This is a genomic window from Pseudorhodoplanes sp., assembly GCF_035565855.1.
GTDB lineage: Bacteria > Pseudomonadota > Alphaproteobacteria > Rhizobiales > Xanthobacteraceae > Pseudorhodoplanes.
On record NZ_DATMRX010000032.1, the window covers coordinates 32,438 to 46,778 of the forward strand.

The following is a 14,341-nucleotide window of genomic DNA, read 5'->3' on the forward strand; positions in this document are numbered from 1 at the left end:
TCACGCTCTCGTGTTGGCCGCTGCGATGCGGAACGCGGGCTTCGCATTTGCGTTCGGGGGAGCATGAAGCTCCTCGTCGGCATATCCTTGTACCTGGCCACGGTTGCAGCCCTGGTGGGCGCGACCTTTGCGGCATTCTCTTCGCTTGAGCGCAGCAAGCCTGCGGACGCGCCTGTGCTGGCACGCGCGGACGAGGGCGAGGTTGCCCGTCAGGAAAAGACCAGGGAAGAGATCAAGACCGATCCCAACCGCGTACCGGTCTGGATCGTGGCGACTCCGAAATATGACTATACGCCGCCTCCGCCCGGTTCGATGCGTCCGGCCCGCAGCCTGATCATCGGGGACGAAGCGCGCGGGGCGCTGGCCAAGGTGCCGCCCCCACGCAAGCCGCGCCCGGACACGATCGAAAGGCCCGCGGCGCAACCGGCTTTGCGCGCGGCGGAGTCCCGACGGGACAACGATCCGTTCTACCGGGATTGAACTGGCTTCAGGCTTTTTGCGGCATCGCGATCCGCTTGCCGACCGCCTCCGGTCGGGGCAGCCGCTCATGCGATTTGCGGATGTCGCAGAGACGCTTCACGACGTCTGCGGGAAACGGCGCCACCTTTCGGACTGACATGTCGATATGCAGCGACAGGTTCTCGCAGGTTGCCGCGACCCAGCCCTCGCGCGCGTGAAACAATTGCTGAAAGAAGTGCAGGCGTTTTGAATCGTATTCCAGCAACTGGAAGGTAACCCGCACCGGATCGCCGTCTTTCAATTCGCGCAGATAGCGAAGGTGCACCTCGGCGGTGAAGAAGGAGTGGTTGCGCTCCTTCAGGTAATCCCAGCCGAAGCCCGCGAGGGTGTACATCTCGTCCACGCCGCGGTCGAACAGCACATGATAATAGGCCATGTTCATATGGCCATTGAGATCGATCCAGGCCGGCTCCACCGGCATCACGGACGAAACAAACGGCGCAAAAAAGACAGGTTCGAAATCGGTGCGATCGAGCATGCAGCAATATTGCTGCAGCGCACGCCCGGTGTAAATCGGAAAGCGCGCCGTTTGCGCATTTGGATAAAAATGCGGCAACTTTCTGCCGTGGACGTTTGGTCAATTTCGACGGACGCACGGTCAACCCGCACGGACGCGCGGTCAACTTGCGCGGACGCGCGATCATTCTTCAATTCCCTGGGGGCGTTTATCTCCCCGGCCATAAATCGGCTGGATGGAGACGCCCCATGGACAAGCTGCAACGCCTTCTGATTTTCCTGTATGGCCTCGTCGCCTACGCTATCTTCTTCGCCACCTTCTGCTATGCGATCGGCTTCGTCACCGGGTTGATGGTGCCGAAGCACCTCGATTCAGGCGCGGTGGTGCCGCTGTCGGAAGCGCTGATGGTGAACCTGTCGCTGCTCGCGCTGTTCGCGGTCCAGCACAGCGGCATGGCACGGCGCGCCTTCAAGGCCTGGCTGACCCGCACCGTGCCGCCCGCGATGGAACGCAGCACTTATGTTCTCGCAACGAGCGCAGTGCTGATCCTGATGTTCTGGCAGTGGCGGCCGATACCGGCTGTGGTGTGGGAGGTGCCGTATCCGGCGCTCGCCGTCGCGGTGCAGGTCGTCTCGATCGCGGGGATCGCGCTTGTCCTCGTCGCGACCTTCCTGATCAACCACTTCGAGCTGTTCGGCCTGCAGCAGGTGTTCGACAATCTGCTCGGCCGGACGGCGTCCGAGGCGCGCTTCAAGACGCCGTCGCTCTACAGGATGGTGCGCCACCCGATCTATCTCGGCTTCATCATCGCGTTCTGGGCGGCGCCGGTCATGACGGTCGGGCATCTGCTGTTCGCGGTGATGACCACGGCCTACATCTTCATCGGCATTTTCCTCGAGGAGCGCGACCTCGTGGAGCAGTTCGGGGATGATTATCGCCGCTACCGCGAGCGGGTGGCGATGATCGTTCCGTTCCTTGGTGGGTGGAGCGGGCCGCAGCCCGAACCGAAGCTCGGCTCTCGCCCCATCCAACCGGTCGCCGTCCGCGAGAGATGAGCATAGCCCGGATTGCCGCACTGCCTTGCGGCAGTCCGCCTCTCTGCTAGGGTCGGCGCCCTCTACTGCCAAAGAGGGCGCCGATGGCTGTTGCCGCTGCCAAATATTCGAACGAACGCCGCGACCCGCGGGCCATCGAAGCCGCGATCGGCGATCTTGCAAAGAGCTTCGGAAATCGCCTCGTCACCTCGCAGGCGGTGCGCGAGCAGCACGGCCACACCACCACCTGGATCGAAAATCAGCCGCCGGACGCCGTGGTGTTTCCGCAATCCACGTCAGACGTGCAGGAGGCGGTGCGCATCTGCGCGCGTCATAAAGTGCCGGTCATCCCGTTCGGCACCGGCACATCGCTGGAAGGCCACGTCAACGCCCCACAGGGCGGCGTGTCGATCGATTTCCGGGACATGAACCGGATCATCGCCGTCCACGCCGAGGACCTCGATTGCGTGATCGAGCCGGGCGTCACCCGCAAGATGCTGAACGAGCATTTGCGCGACCAGGGGCTGTTCTTCCCGATCGATCCGGGCGCCGATGCGTCGCTCGGCGGCATGGCCGCGACCCGCGCCTCCGGCACCAATGCCGTGCGCTACGGAACGATGCGCGACAATGTCATGGCGCTGAAGGTCGTCCTCGCCAATGGCGAGCTCATGACCACCTCGACACGGGCGCGCAAATCGTCATCCGGTTATGACCTGACCCGCCTGATCGTCGGCTCCGAGGGAACGCTCGGCGTCATCACCGAACTCACGCTGAAGCTGCACGGGATCCCCGAGGCGATTGGCGCTGCGATCTGTCCGTTCCCGTCAGTCGAAGCGGCATGCAACGCAACGATCCTGACGATCCAGTCCGGCATTCCGGTCGCGCGCATCGAACTGCTCGACGAGGTGCAGGTGAAGGCCTGCAACGGCTATTCGAAGCTGTCACTGCCGGAGAGCCCGCTTCTCCTTCTCGAGTTCCACGGCACCGAGGCCGGCGTCGCCGAGCAATCGCAGCGCTTCGGCGAGATCGCCGCCGATCTCGGCGGCGGCCCGTTCGAATGGACCGTGAAAGCCGAAGACCGCACGCGCCTCTGGCAGGCCCGTCACGACGGCTATTGGGCGGCCAAGTCGCTGCGGCCGGCGTCGCTGCCGCTGGCGAGCGACGTATGCGTGCCGATCTCGCGGCTGGCCGAATGCGTGGTCGAGACGCAGGAGGACCTCAAGGCCGCGGGTCTCCTCGGTCCGATCGTCGGCCACGTCGGCGACGGCAATTTCCACGTTGCGCTTCTGGTCGATGGCAACGATCCGAACGAAATCGTGGCGACCGAGAAATTCCTGTCCCGGCTCGCCGAGCGCGCGCTGCGGATGGGTGGAACCTGTACCGGCGAACACGGCGTCGGCCAGGGCAAGATGAAATATCTGCTTGCCGAACACGGCGAGCCCGCGCTCGCTGCGATGCGCGCGATCAAGGCGGCGCTCGACCCGGACAACATCATGAATCCGGGCAAGCTGGTGCCGGGCGCCTGATGGGGTGAGCGGGCCGTTCACGGCGTCACCGGCGCGAAATCGGGCGCACTCCATCGGTCGAAACAGGCGGTAGCAACATAGATTTGCCGCCAAACGGCGCTATTCTTGGCCCGTCTCGGAAACAGCCGGTCCTGCGACAGCCTCTGCCTTGCAGTGCGCAATAGGCGGGGTCATGTTTTGTAGCGGAAGACTCAGGTGGACCCGTGCAGGCGACTCTGCTGACCTTGGCGATTGCCGCGATCCTTGCCCTGCTCGCGGCACTGTTCGGGCCGTATTTCGTTGACTGGAACGCGCAGCGGGCGACCTTCGAACAACAGGCGAGTCAGGCGATCGGGCTTCCGGTGCGGGTATCGGGGACGATGGATGTGCGGCTCTTGCCGTCGCCATCCCTGGTGCTGTCCGGCATAGAGATCGGCCAACCCGGTGACCCGCAGACCCTGCGCGCCAAGGCGCTCGGCATAGAATTCGCGTTGCCGCCGCTGTTGTCCGGGAAGCTGCGGGCGGTCGAAATGCGCTTGATCGCTCCCGAAATGCGGGTGTCCCTGACCCCGGACGGACAGGCGCTCCTGCCCAATGCGCTGGCCGGCATCGACACCCAGGCGCTCTCGATCGACAAGTTCGTGGTCGAGGATGCGACCGTCCTGTTCACCGACGCCGCGAGCGGAACCAGCGCTGCGCTGAACAAGCTCTGGTTCACCGGAGAGGTGCGCGCGTTACCGGGTCCGATCCGCGGCGAGGGCGCCTTCGTGATGGACGGAGCGCTGTTCGGCTACCGGATCGCAACCGCGCGGCCGGAAGCGAACGGCTCGCGCATCAAGCTCGTGATCGATCCGGCCGATCGTCCGGTGTCCGCTGAGGCGGAAGGGGTGTTGACCGCGACGGGTGGCGTGCCGCGTTTCGACGGAACGGCGATCATCGCGCGCCGCGTTCCGCTCAAGGGCGACAAGGGCGATATCGCCGAGCCCTGGCGCATCACGGCGCGGGTGAAGGCGAATGCCGCTTCGGCCTTGTTCGAGCAGGTCGAATATCAATACGGCCCCGAGGAGCGTGCGCTGAAATTGCAGGGCACCGCGGAAGCGAGGTTCGGCGCGCATCCGCGGCTCGATGCCGTGCTCTCGGCGCGGACCCTCGATGCCGACAAGCTTCTTGGCGGTGGCGACGCGGCGGGGCAGGCGCCGCGCGGGGCGCTGGCCGCCTTGGTTGCGGCGGCGGAACGGATCATCGGGCCGCCGATCCCGACCCAGGTGGGATTTGGCATAGACTCCCTCACCTTGGGCGGCGCCAGCCTGCAGAATATTCGTGGCGACGTTGAATTCGATCGCGGGCAGATGATCCTGACCGGCTTCGAAGTGCGTGCGCCGGGCTTCACGCAGATTCAGGCGAGCGGCCGGATCGACAAGGCCGATGACCGTCTCGCCTTTGCCGGCCCCGTATCCGTGACCTCGACCGATCCGCGCGCGTTTGCCGAATGGCTCGACGGCAAGCCTGGAGCAAGCCTTTTGCCGGCGCGACCGCTCCGGTTTCGCGGTGACGTTACTATTGGCACGGACAAGATCGCGATCGCGGGCATGCAGGCGGAGTTCGACCGCAAGAGCGTCGATGGCGATCTCTCTTATGTCTTTGCCAAAGATTCGGAGCCGCCGCGATTGGCGGCATCGCTCCGCGCCGATGAGTTCGACCTCGATGGCTGGATCGATGCGGCCGGCTCTCTCCGGTTCCCGATCAATGTCGATCGGCCGGGCGATGCTTCGCTCGCGCTTGCCTTCAAGCGTTTGCGGTTTCGCGGGATCGACGGCGACGGCGTGGACGTCAGGCTGACGATGAAGGCCGGCAAGCTGACGATCGACAGGCTGGCGGTCGAAAGCATCGGCGGCATCGCTCTCGACAGCAAGGGCAGTGTAGACGTCGAAGCGCGTCGCGGCTCGGTGGCGTTCGGCGTCACGCTTCGTGATCCGCAACAGCTCGCGGCTCTGGCCAAGACCGCGCCAGCCTCTGTTTCCGAGACGTTGCAGCGCGTGGCTCAATCGGCAACCCCCGGAAAGCTCGCCGGCAAGGTGACGGTCGAGCCGGCGGGCAACTCCGGCGACAGTCGCTTGACGTTGACGCTCGAAGGCCCGCTGGGCGGCGTCGACGTCAGGCTGAATTCCGTGCTCGCTGGCCAATGGACCGAGCCGGACAAGGCGAATGTCACGCTGGACGGTGTGCTGAATTCCGGCGACGTCAATGCATTGCTCAGGCTTGTGGCAGCCGAACGCGTTGTCTCCGTCCCGAAGCAGCCCGGCACCATTACCTTTTCGATGAAGGGCGCGCTTGCGGGCGATGTCGCGATCGACACCCGCATCGTCTCGGCCAATCTCGACATGCGAGCGAACGGAACCGTTCGTCCCTTGGGACCGGAGGCCGGACAGGGATCGATGGACGTCACGATCGGCACCGCCGATGTCGTTCTTCCCGGCGCGGCAGCCGCTATTCCGGTTGCACTCAAGACCAGGCTTGTGCGCGACGGCTCCGGGATGCGGCTTGACGACATGTCCGCGACCATTGCCGGCTCTACGGTGCGAGGCCGGCTTGGCCTCGTCTTCAGCGATCCGTTCGGGATCGATGGCGAGCTGCGCACCGATCGGGTGGATCTCGCCGCGGTCGCCGCGACTGCGTTCGGCGCAAAGCGCGCAGCCAAAAGCGATGCACTCTGGAGCGAGACGCCCTTTGCAGTGCCGGCCTTGCCGAAGCTCTCCGGACGCGTGAATGTGAGCGCCGCGCAAGCTGCCCTGACGCCGTCGCTTCAGGCGTCGAAGTTCCGGTCGATGCTGCGGTTCGACGACGCGCAGCTCGTTGTCGAGAATATCGCGGGCGAAGTTCTCGGCGGTCAGGTGTCGGGCGAAATCACGATCCGGCGCGCGCCGGACGCGATTGGTCTGCAAGGCCGCATCGCGCTCGCTGACGCCGATGCCACGCAATTGCTGTTTGGCGATGGCGCAGCCCCGCTGACTGGCCAGGCCGCCCTGTCCGTGCAATTCGAAGGCCTCGGACGGTCACCCCGCGCGCTTGTCGGGTCGCTCAATGGTTCCGGCACGCTGACGCTTGAGCATGCACGGATCGCCTCACTCGACCCCAGGGTGTTCGCGACCGCAATCGCCAAGGTCGATCAGGGACTTCCCGTCGATGCTCCCCGTGTCCGCGAACTCGCCAGCAGCGCTCTCGACGCCGGGCCATTGGTGGTCCCGCAGGCGCAAGCAGGATTGACGATCGCGGCGGGCGTGGCGCGGATCGACACCTTCAAGGCGCGCGCGGAGACGGCCGATCTTGCGGTGAGCGGCTCCTACGACTTTTCCAATTCGCGGATCGATCTTCGCATGGCGATGACGGGTCCGGCCGACGGCACGACATTGCAGCCCGAAATCGCAGTGCAATTGCGCGGGCCGTCCTCAGCGCCTCAGCGCTCGCTCGATGTGTCGGCGCTGACCGGCTGGCTGGCTCTGCATTCGGTGGAACGGCAGACCAAGCGGATCGAAGCGATCGAGCAGGGTCGCGCGGTCGAACAGGCGCCGCCGCCTCCGCAAAAAGAGGCCGAACCGCAAAAGCCTGAAGCGCGCGTGACGCCGCCCGAGCGCCGCAAGCCGCCGGCTCTTCAACCGGCGCAACCGTTGCCGCCTGCCGTCGAGATCAGACCTGCGCCCGGTGAGCGCCGGCGCATCCTGCCGCAGCCGCGAGAGCCCCGCATCGAGTCACAGCGAATAGAGCCGCAGCGTCCAGCGACGGCCAATCCGTTCCCGACTCCGATCGGGTCGCCGCCACAGCAGCGGCCAAGCCCGCCGCAAGGCGTGCGGCCGGTCTTCTAAGGCGATCGTACACAGAGAGAGTCGTTTGGACTGACTGCTGTACTGACTGCGCGCCCCGCCTTCGCCGCCGTTCCGGAAAGTCCCCCAGGCTCTGGCGCGCCCGACGATCCGGAATGACGAACGAATGGTTCAGGCAGAGCCCATAAGGCTCGCCGCCTAGCGGCGTGTATCCCTGTCGAGGGACTGCCCGCGATAATGGTCGAGTACGAATAATCTGATCGCGGACGACAGGTTGCCGTGCCGCCGTTGCGAGTCGATGCTGGCGACAATGTCCGACAGCGTCATGTTGCGGCCGTCGGCGATCTCTTTCAGACCTTTCCAGAACGCGTCTTCAAGACTGACGCTCGTCTTGTGACCGGCGATCACGATCGATCGTTTCACGACCGGCGACTTCATTGGCCTCTCCGCTTCCAATCCGGTGGCCGTCGAGATTGCTTGCAGACTTGTCACGTTGCGCCCCTTCTATCTTGCGCTCCGCCTTGGATCGACCAAAAGATAGTCGACGCGCAGCAGCGTTATCCGCTTCACGCTGCCGATCGCGTTTCTTCCGCGCCAGCCGAAGATTCAAGACGTCGCCCATCAAAGACCCGGTGTTAGACCGGCTATCTTTGGACCCCCTCGGGCCCAAATCTATGCGCACATACCGGCTGTTGATTGCGCCATTAGCGTGGCGACGGCAAGGCGGAATTGGCAACGAACAGAAAATGGAGTTGTCAGCGGTTCAAGCCGCGTTCTGAACGTGAATGCGCCCGCAAAAATGCTGCAAATGCGCTGTCAGCGCTCATCCCGGTCGAATCATGCGCTCGGGACGGACCAGGCGCTCAAATTCGTCCTGACTGACGAAACCGCCGGTGACCGCCTCGTGCTTCAGCGTGGTCCCATTCTGGTGCGCCCGCTTGGCGACCTTGGCGGCGTTGTCGTAGCCGATCTTCGGCGCCAGCGCCGTCACCAGCATCAGCGAACGCTCCATCAATTCGCGAATGCGATCCTCGTTGGCGCGAATGCCGACCACGCAATTGTCGGTGAAGGACCGTGACGCGTCCGCCAGCAGCCGGATCGATTGCAGCATCGCCAATGCGATCACCGGCTTGAACACGTTCAGTTCGAAATGGCCCTGGCTCGCCGCAACGGTGATGGTGGTGTGATTGCCGAACACCTGGCAACACACCATGGTCAGCGCTTCGGCCTGGGTCGGATTGACCTTGCCGGGCATGATCGACGAACCCGGCTCGTTCTCGGGCAGGATCAGTTCGCCAAGTCCCGAACGCGGACCCGAGCCGAGCAGGCGGATGTCGTTCGCGATCTTGAACAGACCGGTCGCCATCGCATTCAGCGCGCCATGCACGAACACATAGGCGTCGTGCGCCGCGAGAGCCTCGAACTTGTTCTGCGCGCTGACGAAGGGCAGGCCGGTGATGGCGGCCGCGCGTTTGGCGAAGGCCGCGGCGAATTTCGGATGCGCGTTCAGTCCTGTGCCGACCGCGGTCCCGCCCTGCGCGAGCGGATACAATTGCTTGACCGCAAGCTTGATGCGCTCGATCCCGAATTTGAGCTGCGCGGCATAGCCGGAAAATTCCTGCCCGAGTGTGAGCGGCGTCGCATCCTGCGTATGGGTGCGGCCGATCTTCACGATCCGCGCGAATTCCTTCTCCTTGGCGTGAAGCGCCTGATGCAGATGGTCGAGCGCGGGCAACAGCGTATTGGTGATCTCCATCGCCGCGGCGATATGCATCGCGGTCGGGAAGCTGTCGTTCGACGACTGGCTCATGTTGACGGCGTCGTTCGGATGCACCGGCGATTTCGACCCGAGCGGCGCGCCGAGCATTTCGTTGGCGCGATTGGCGATGACCTCGTTGAGGTTCATGTTGGTCTGTGTGCCGGAGCCGGTCTGCCAGACCACCAGCGGAAATTCCTCCGACAGCTTGCCGTCGATCACTTCCTGCGCCGCAGCGACGATCGCGTTGCCGCGCTTCTTGTCGAGCACGCCGAGCGCCATGTTGGTTTCCGCCGCCGCGCGCTTGACGATGCCGAAGGCGCGGATCAGCGGCTCCGGCATGCGGTCACCGCCGATCCGGAAATTCTGCAGCGAGCGCTGGGTCTGGGCGCCCCAGTATCGATCCGCCGGAACATCGATCGGACCGAAGCTGTCGGTCTCGCTGCGGGTTTGCGTCTTGGTTTGTTTGCTGGCCATGCGCGCAAGTGTAGCGTTGCGCGCGGCGCTCACCTAGACGGGATTGCCTGGAATTGATGGAGATTATTTCTTGCGGAAGCGATCGAGCCGGACCACTTCGCCGGACGGCTTGTCGGCTTCGGCTTCGGCTTCGGCCTTCTTCGGGGCGGCCGGCGCAGGCGTGATCTCGACGGGCGTCGCCTCGGCCGTCGCCGTGGGCTGATCGGCAGCCGGCGCCGCTTCGGCTTCGATGGTTTCGAATTGCAGGCCGAACTGCACGGACGGATCGAAGAAGCTCTTGATCGCCGCGAACGGAATGCCGAGCTTTTCGGGGACGCCGCCGAACGACAATCCGACCTCGAAGCCGGTATCGGTGACCTTCAGATCCCAGAACTGATATTGCAGGATGATCGTCATCTCGTGCGGGAACTGCTCCCGCAGCCGCGGCGACATCTTCACGCCCTCGGCGTCGGTTCGAAACGAAATCGAGAAGTGATGCTCGCCCGGCAATCCGCTCTTGGCGGCATCAGCGAGCACCTTGCGCACCAGTCCGCGCAGCGCATCCTGGGCGAGAAGGTCGTAACGGATATGGTCGATCGCCATCGCTGATTGCACCAGAGAGCCAAGCTCAAGAATCGCCTGCAATGGTAGCCCGGCCGAGCCCGTCCGTCAGCCCGTGGGCAGGCATCGCGGAAGGTCCGCAGGCATGGGAAAGTGGAGGCTTCTGTTGCCAGGTGCCTCCGAACCCCGCCTGACGGAGCTAAACCCGCCAGGGCTTTAAGTCGGTCTTACAGACTGCGTTACGCAGCCTGAGCAACCGGAGCATAGTTGTCGTTGGCAACTATACGTTTGGCCCGATAACGGTGGATACCATGCCGAGCGAAAGAACAACCTTTACGCCCTCGTCGATCCTGTATCGCCCCCATCAGCAGCGGCGCGTCTGACGAGCCGCTGGTGGTGGAGGCGCCGGGCACTGCCCCCGGGTCCGAAAGGTTTATTGCGAAGTCCGTTTATCGCCATAGCCGGCTTGCGCCGGCCCGCCGAATATAGGTTGGCGGCGCCGGGGAGGGAAGGGTGCCGGCGCTTCCCACGAAAAAAATCCTATTTTCGGAGGACCTCGCGTCGGGCCCTCTGCGCGGTTCCGCGATCCGGCCCTCCCATTCGGAGCGGGCGGGGCCGGCGCCGAGCGATCCCGTTCGCATCAAGCGGCGAGCGATCTGGTTGTTGTGCACATACGCAAGGCAACCTTGCCGCGTGTGCGTCCCCTAAACGGAACGACACCCCAAATTAAACGGAACGACACCCCAAATTCTGTACCGGATCGCGGTGCGCAACCAGTCAACTCCACGGTTTCTTATTGTTCCAAGGAGCGATTTGCTAGACAAACGTCTCCGCTTGGGCGAAAGACCCGAGCGGGGACACTGTAGAAATACGAGCGTGGGAGGGCGTATGGCCGAGGGCGCACCGCAGGCAACGGGGCCTATTCGAAATCCGCAAGACTTTTGGGGTGGTATAGCGGTTCTTCTGTTCGCGCTGTTCACGCTTTATGCGGGCTCCGATCTACCCGGCATGCGCGGGTTTGCTTTCGGACCAGGGACGGCACCGCGGCTGTTCGGCGGACTGCTGGTGGCCGTATCGCTCATCATCATCGTGAACGGTGTGATTTCGAACGGACCGCCGCTCGAGCGATGGGGCATCCGGGCGCCGGTTCTGTTTATCGCCTCGGTGGTCTTTTTCGGCGCCACGGTCCGCCCGTTGGGCCTGGTCATCTCGGCATTCGTGACGCTGATGATCGCTTCGGCCGCCTCGAAGGAGGTGCGCTGGGTGGAATCGGCGGTATGGTCGGCGCTTCTGACCGCCGCCAGTATCGCGCTGTTTGTGTACGGCCTGAACCTTCCTATGCAGCTCTGGCCGCGGTGATCTGTCATGTGGGATCTTCTCAATAACCTTGCGTTTGGCGTCGGCGTTGCGGCGAGCCCGCAGAACCTGTTGCTGTGTCTCATCGGCGCGCTGGTGGGAACGCTGATCGGCGTCCTTCCCGGCCTTGGTCCGGTCGCGACCATCGCCATGCTGTTGCCGATCACCTATGGCCTGCCGCCGGTGGGCGCGCTGATCATGCTCGCCGGCATCTATTACGGCGCGATGTATGGCGGCTCGACGACGGCCATCCTGGTGAACATTCCAGGCGAATCTGCGTCCGTGGTGACAACGCTCGACGGTCACCAGATGGCGAAACAGGGCCGTGCGGGCCCCGCTCTCGCCATCTCGGCCATCGGCTCGTTCTTTGCCGGCTGCGTGGCGACCGTCATCATCGCGGCTGCCGCCGCGCCGCTGACCAGTATCGCGCTGCTGTTCGGGCCAGCCGAGTATTTCTCGCTGATGGTGCTCGGCCTGATCTTCGCCGTGGTGCTGGCGAAGGGTTCGGTGGTGAAGGCCATCGCCATGATCCTCGTCGGCCTCGTGCTGTCGATGATCGGCTCCGATCTCGAAACCGGCGCGGGCCGCCTGAACTTCAACATTCCGGAGTTGGCCGACGGACTGGGCTTCGTCGTGATCGCGATGGGCGTGTTCGGCTTTGCCGAGGTGCTGCGCAATCTCGAGGTCGAGCATAACCGCGACATCGTGCAGGCCAAGATCACCGGCCTGATGCCGACACGCGAAGATCTCATCGCCGCGGCGCCGGCGATCGGACGTGGCACGATCCTCGGCTCGGCGCTCGGCATTCTGCCGGGCGGCGGTTCGGTGATCGCGGCCTTCGCCTCCTACACCCTCGAGAAGAAGCTCTCGAAATATCCGCAGAAGTTCGGCCGTGGCGCCATCGAAGGTGTCGCCGGTCCTGAAACTGCGAACAATGCGGCGTCGCAGACCTCCTTCATCCCGCTGCTGACCCTCGGCATTCCGCCGAACCCGGTGATGGCGCTGATGGTCGGCGCGATGACCATCCACGGCATCGTGCCCGGTCCGCAGGTCATGACCAAGCAGCCCGAACTGTTCTGGGGCATGATCGCCTCGATGTGGTTCGGCAACCTGATGCTGGTGGTGATCAACCTGCCGATGGTCGGCCTCTGGGTGCGGCTGCTGCGGGTGCCCTATCGCCTCTTGTATCCGCTGATCCTGATCGTGTGCTGCATCGGCGTCTATTCGGTGAACAACTCGCCGACCGACGTCTATCTCACCGCGGCCTTCGCCCTCGTGGGCTACTGGCTGGTGAAGCATGATTTCGAGCCGGCCCCGATGCTGCTCGGCTTCGTGCTCGGCCCGCTGATGGAGGAGAACCTGCGCCGCGCCATGCTGATCGCGCGCGGCGATGCGATGGTGTTCCTGCAGCGTCCGATTTCGGCCGGATTGCTGATCGTGTCGGCCATCCTGCTCGTCATCGCGGTCCTGCCGATGATGCGCAAGAAGCGCGACGAGGTGTTCGTCGAGGAGGGTTGAGGAGGCTCAAGGCCGGCTCTCAACGAATGTCTGACTTGATTTCGGGCGGCGTTTCGGTGAAACGCCGCCCGAAATCCATCTACCCGGGCGCCCCAACGGTCCGGGATCCTAGGAAACGCCAGTGTGGAGATCTTCAGAATGCGTATCCTGTCACGCCTAACGGGCCTCGTGGCCGGCGTTGTGGCCCTCGCCGCGCAGGGCTTGCCCGCGCAGGCGCAGAGCTATCCCTCCCGCCCCATCACCATGATCGTGCCGTTCGCGGCCGGCGGCCCGACCGACATCGTGGCGCGCATCGTTGCCGACCATATGTCGAAGACGCTGGGCCAGCAGATCGTGATCGAAAACGTGGTCGGCGCCGGTGGCACCACCGGGGCGACCCGTGCGATGCGGGCCAATGCCGACGGCTACAACATCATCATGGGGCACATGGGAACCCATGCGGCGGCGGTCGCGCTGTATCCCAAGCTCGCCTATCACCCGCTCAAGAATTTCGAGCCCATCGGTCTTGCCGCGGGCACGCCCGTGCTGATCGTGGCCAAGAAGGACTTTCCGGCCAAGGACCTGAAGGAATTCGCCGCCTATGTGAAAGCCAATGTCGACAAGGTGAATGCGGCGCATGCCGGCGTCGGCTCGGTGTCGTTCACGAGCTGCCTCCTCCTGAATTCCGTGCTCGACGTGAAGCCGACCGCCATCCCCTTCCAGGGAACCGGGCCGGCGCTGAACGCCCTCCTTGGCGGCCAGGTCGATTACATGTGCGACCAGATCGTGAACCTCGTCCCGCAGATCAAGGCGGGCAACATCAAGGCCTACGGCATCGGCACCCCGGAGCGGAACCCGGCTTTGCCTGACGTCCCGACCACCAAGGAAGCCGGATTGCCGGCCTTCCAGGTGTCGGCCTGGAACGCGCTGTTCGCGCCGAAGGGCACCCCGAAGGAGGCGCTCGACAAGCTGTCGGACGCGCTGTCCAAGGCACTCGACGACGAAGGCGTGCGCAAGCGTCTGCTCGACCTCGGGAGCGACATTCCCGGCCCGGACCGTCGCGGCCAGGAAGCCCTGAACAAGCTCGTCGACAGCGAGATCAACCGCTGGACCCCGGTGATCAAGGCCTCGGGCATTACCCAGTAACCATTTGCACCGGATGCATGACGGGAAGGGCGGCCAGGTCTGGCCGCCCTTTTTCGTGCCGGGAATCGGATAGGCTCGCCGCGGTCCGGATTTGTTGTGCAGGCTTCAGGTTGGCTCCGGCGAACTGCTTTCGCGCGGGCGGCCGGATGCTTAAGTTGATCCGCAACGGACAGGCTGCGGCATGAAGCAATATCTCGATCTGATGGAACACGTCCTGCGGGATGGCGTGGAGAAGC

Annotated in this window: 13 protein-coding genes and 1 other RNA gene; 7 read left to right on the plus strand and 7 right to left on the minus strand. The window is 64.3% G+C overall.

Features of this window, described 5'->3' with window-relative positions:
* The first annotated feature begins 63 nt into the window (after positions 1–63).
* Positions 64–480, plus strand: a complete 417-nt coding sequence (locus VN004_RS02155; RefSeq protein ID WP_325606569.1) for a hypothetical protein — start codon at positions 64–66, stop codon at positions 478–480.
* Between the two features lie 7 nt (positions 481–487).
* On the opposite strand, the gene VN004_RS02160 is transcribed toward VN004_RS02155, so the two are convergent.
* Positions 488–997: a thioesterase family protein gene (locus tag VN004_RS02160; RefSeq protein WP_325606571.1), complete on the minus strand. Its 510-nt coding sequence runs from the start codon at positions 995–997 to the stop codon at positions 488–490.
* A gap of 227 nt (positions 998–1,224) precedes the next feature.
* Between VN004_RS02160 and mddA the strand changes: the two genes are divergently transcribed.
* From mddA to VN004_RS02175, 3 genes are all read left to right on the plus strand, one after another.
* Positions 1,225–2,031, plus strand: coding sequence for a methanethiol S-methyltransferase (mddA, locus tag VN004_RS02165; protein WP_325606573.1), 807 nt, complete (start codon positions 1,225–1,227; stop codon positions 2,029–2,031).
* An 83-nt stretch (positions 2,032–2,114) separates the two neighbouring features.
* Positions 2,115–3,536, plus strand: coding sequence for an FAD-binding oxidoreductase (locus tag VN004_RS02170; RefSeq protein ID WP_325606575.1), 1,422 nt, complete (start codon positions 2,115–2,117; stop codon positions 3,534–3,536).
* 203 nt (positions 3,537–3,739) lie between these two features.
* Complete coding sequence (locus tag VN004_RS02175) at positions 3,740–7,375, plus strand: AsmA-like C-terminal region-containing protein (protein ID WP_325606577.1); 3,636 nt, start codon at positions 3,740–3,742, stop codon at positions 7,373–7,375.
* A gap of 156 nt (positions 7,376–7,531) precedes the next feature.
* Here VN004_RS02175 and VN004_RS02180 read toward each other — a convergent pair whose 3' ends face one another.
* The 5 genes from VN004_RS02180 to ssrA all read right to left on the minus strand — a co-directional run bounded on the left by VN004_RS02180 (position 7,532) and on the right by ssrA (position 10,621).
* On the minus strand, positions 7,532–7,771 hold the full coding sequence (locus VN004_RS02180; RefSeq protein WP_325606579.1) for a ribbon-helix-helix domain-containing protein: 240 nt from the start codon (positions 7,769–7,771) through the stop codon (positions 7,532–7,534).
* Positions 7,707–7,955, minus strand: coding sequence for a DUF4169 family protein (locus tag VN004_RS22490; protein ID WP_414710218.1), 249 nt, complete (start codon positions 7,953–7,955; stop codon positions 7,707–7,709). Before VN004_RS22490 ends, VN004_RS02180 begins: the two co-directional genes overlap by 65 nt.
* A 201-nt stretch (positions 7,956–8,156) precedes the next feature.
* Positions 8,157–9,566 (minus strand): class II fumarate hydratase, encoded by a 1,410-nt coding sequence (gene fumC, locus VN004_RS02185; protein WP_325606580.1) that lies wholly within the window; start codon positions 9,564–9,566, stop codon positions 8,157–8,159.
* A 63-nt stretch (positions 9,567–9,629) separates the two neighbouring features.
* A complete protein-coding gene (locus tag VN004_RS02190; protein WP_325606582.1) occupies positions 9,630–10,148 on the minus strand; it encodes an SspB family protein in 519 nt (172 codons plus the stop codon).
* A gap of 110 nt (positions 10,149–10,258) precedes the next feature.
* Positions 10,259–10,621: a transfer-messenger RNA gene (ssrA, locus tag VN004_RS02195) on the minus strand.
* Between the two features lie 373 nt (positions 10,622–10,994).
* On the opposite strand from ssrA, the gene VN004_RS02200 reads away from it, so the two are divergent.
* The 3 genes from VN004_RS02200 (at position 10,995) to VN004_RS02210 (ending at position 14,105) form a co-directional block, all read left to right on the plus strand.
* Positions 10,995–11,465 (plus strand): tripartite tricarboxylate transporter TctB family protein, encoded by a 471-nt coding sequence (locus VN004_RS02200; protein ID WP_325606584.1) that lies wholly within the window; start codon positions 10,995–10,997, stop codon positions 11,463–11,465.
* 6 nt (positions 11,466–11,471) lie between these two features.
* Positions 11,472–12,980, plus strand: coding sequence for a tripartite tricarboxylate transporter permease (locus tag VN004_RS02205; protein ID WP_325606585.1), 1,509 nt, complete (start codon positions 11,472–11,474; stop codon positions 12,978–12,980).
* Positions 12,981–13,118: 138 nt separating this feature from the next.
* Entirely contained in the window at positions 13,119–14,105 is a 987-nt protein-coding gene (locus tag VN004_RS02210) for a tripartite tricarboxylate transporter substrate binding protein BugD (protein WP_325606587.1), read from the plus strand.
* Here the strand turns inward: VN004_RS02210 and VN004_RS02215 are convergent.
* Positions 14,095–14,341 (minus strand): hypothetical protein (locus tag VN004_RS02215; protein WP_325606589.1); only part of this gene is annotated, 247 nt, incomplete at its 5' end. The genes VN004_RS02210 and VN004_RS02215 overlap by 11 nt on opposite strands.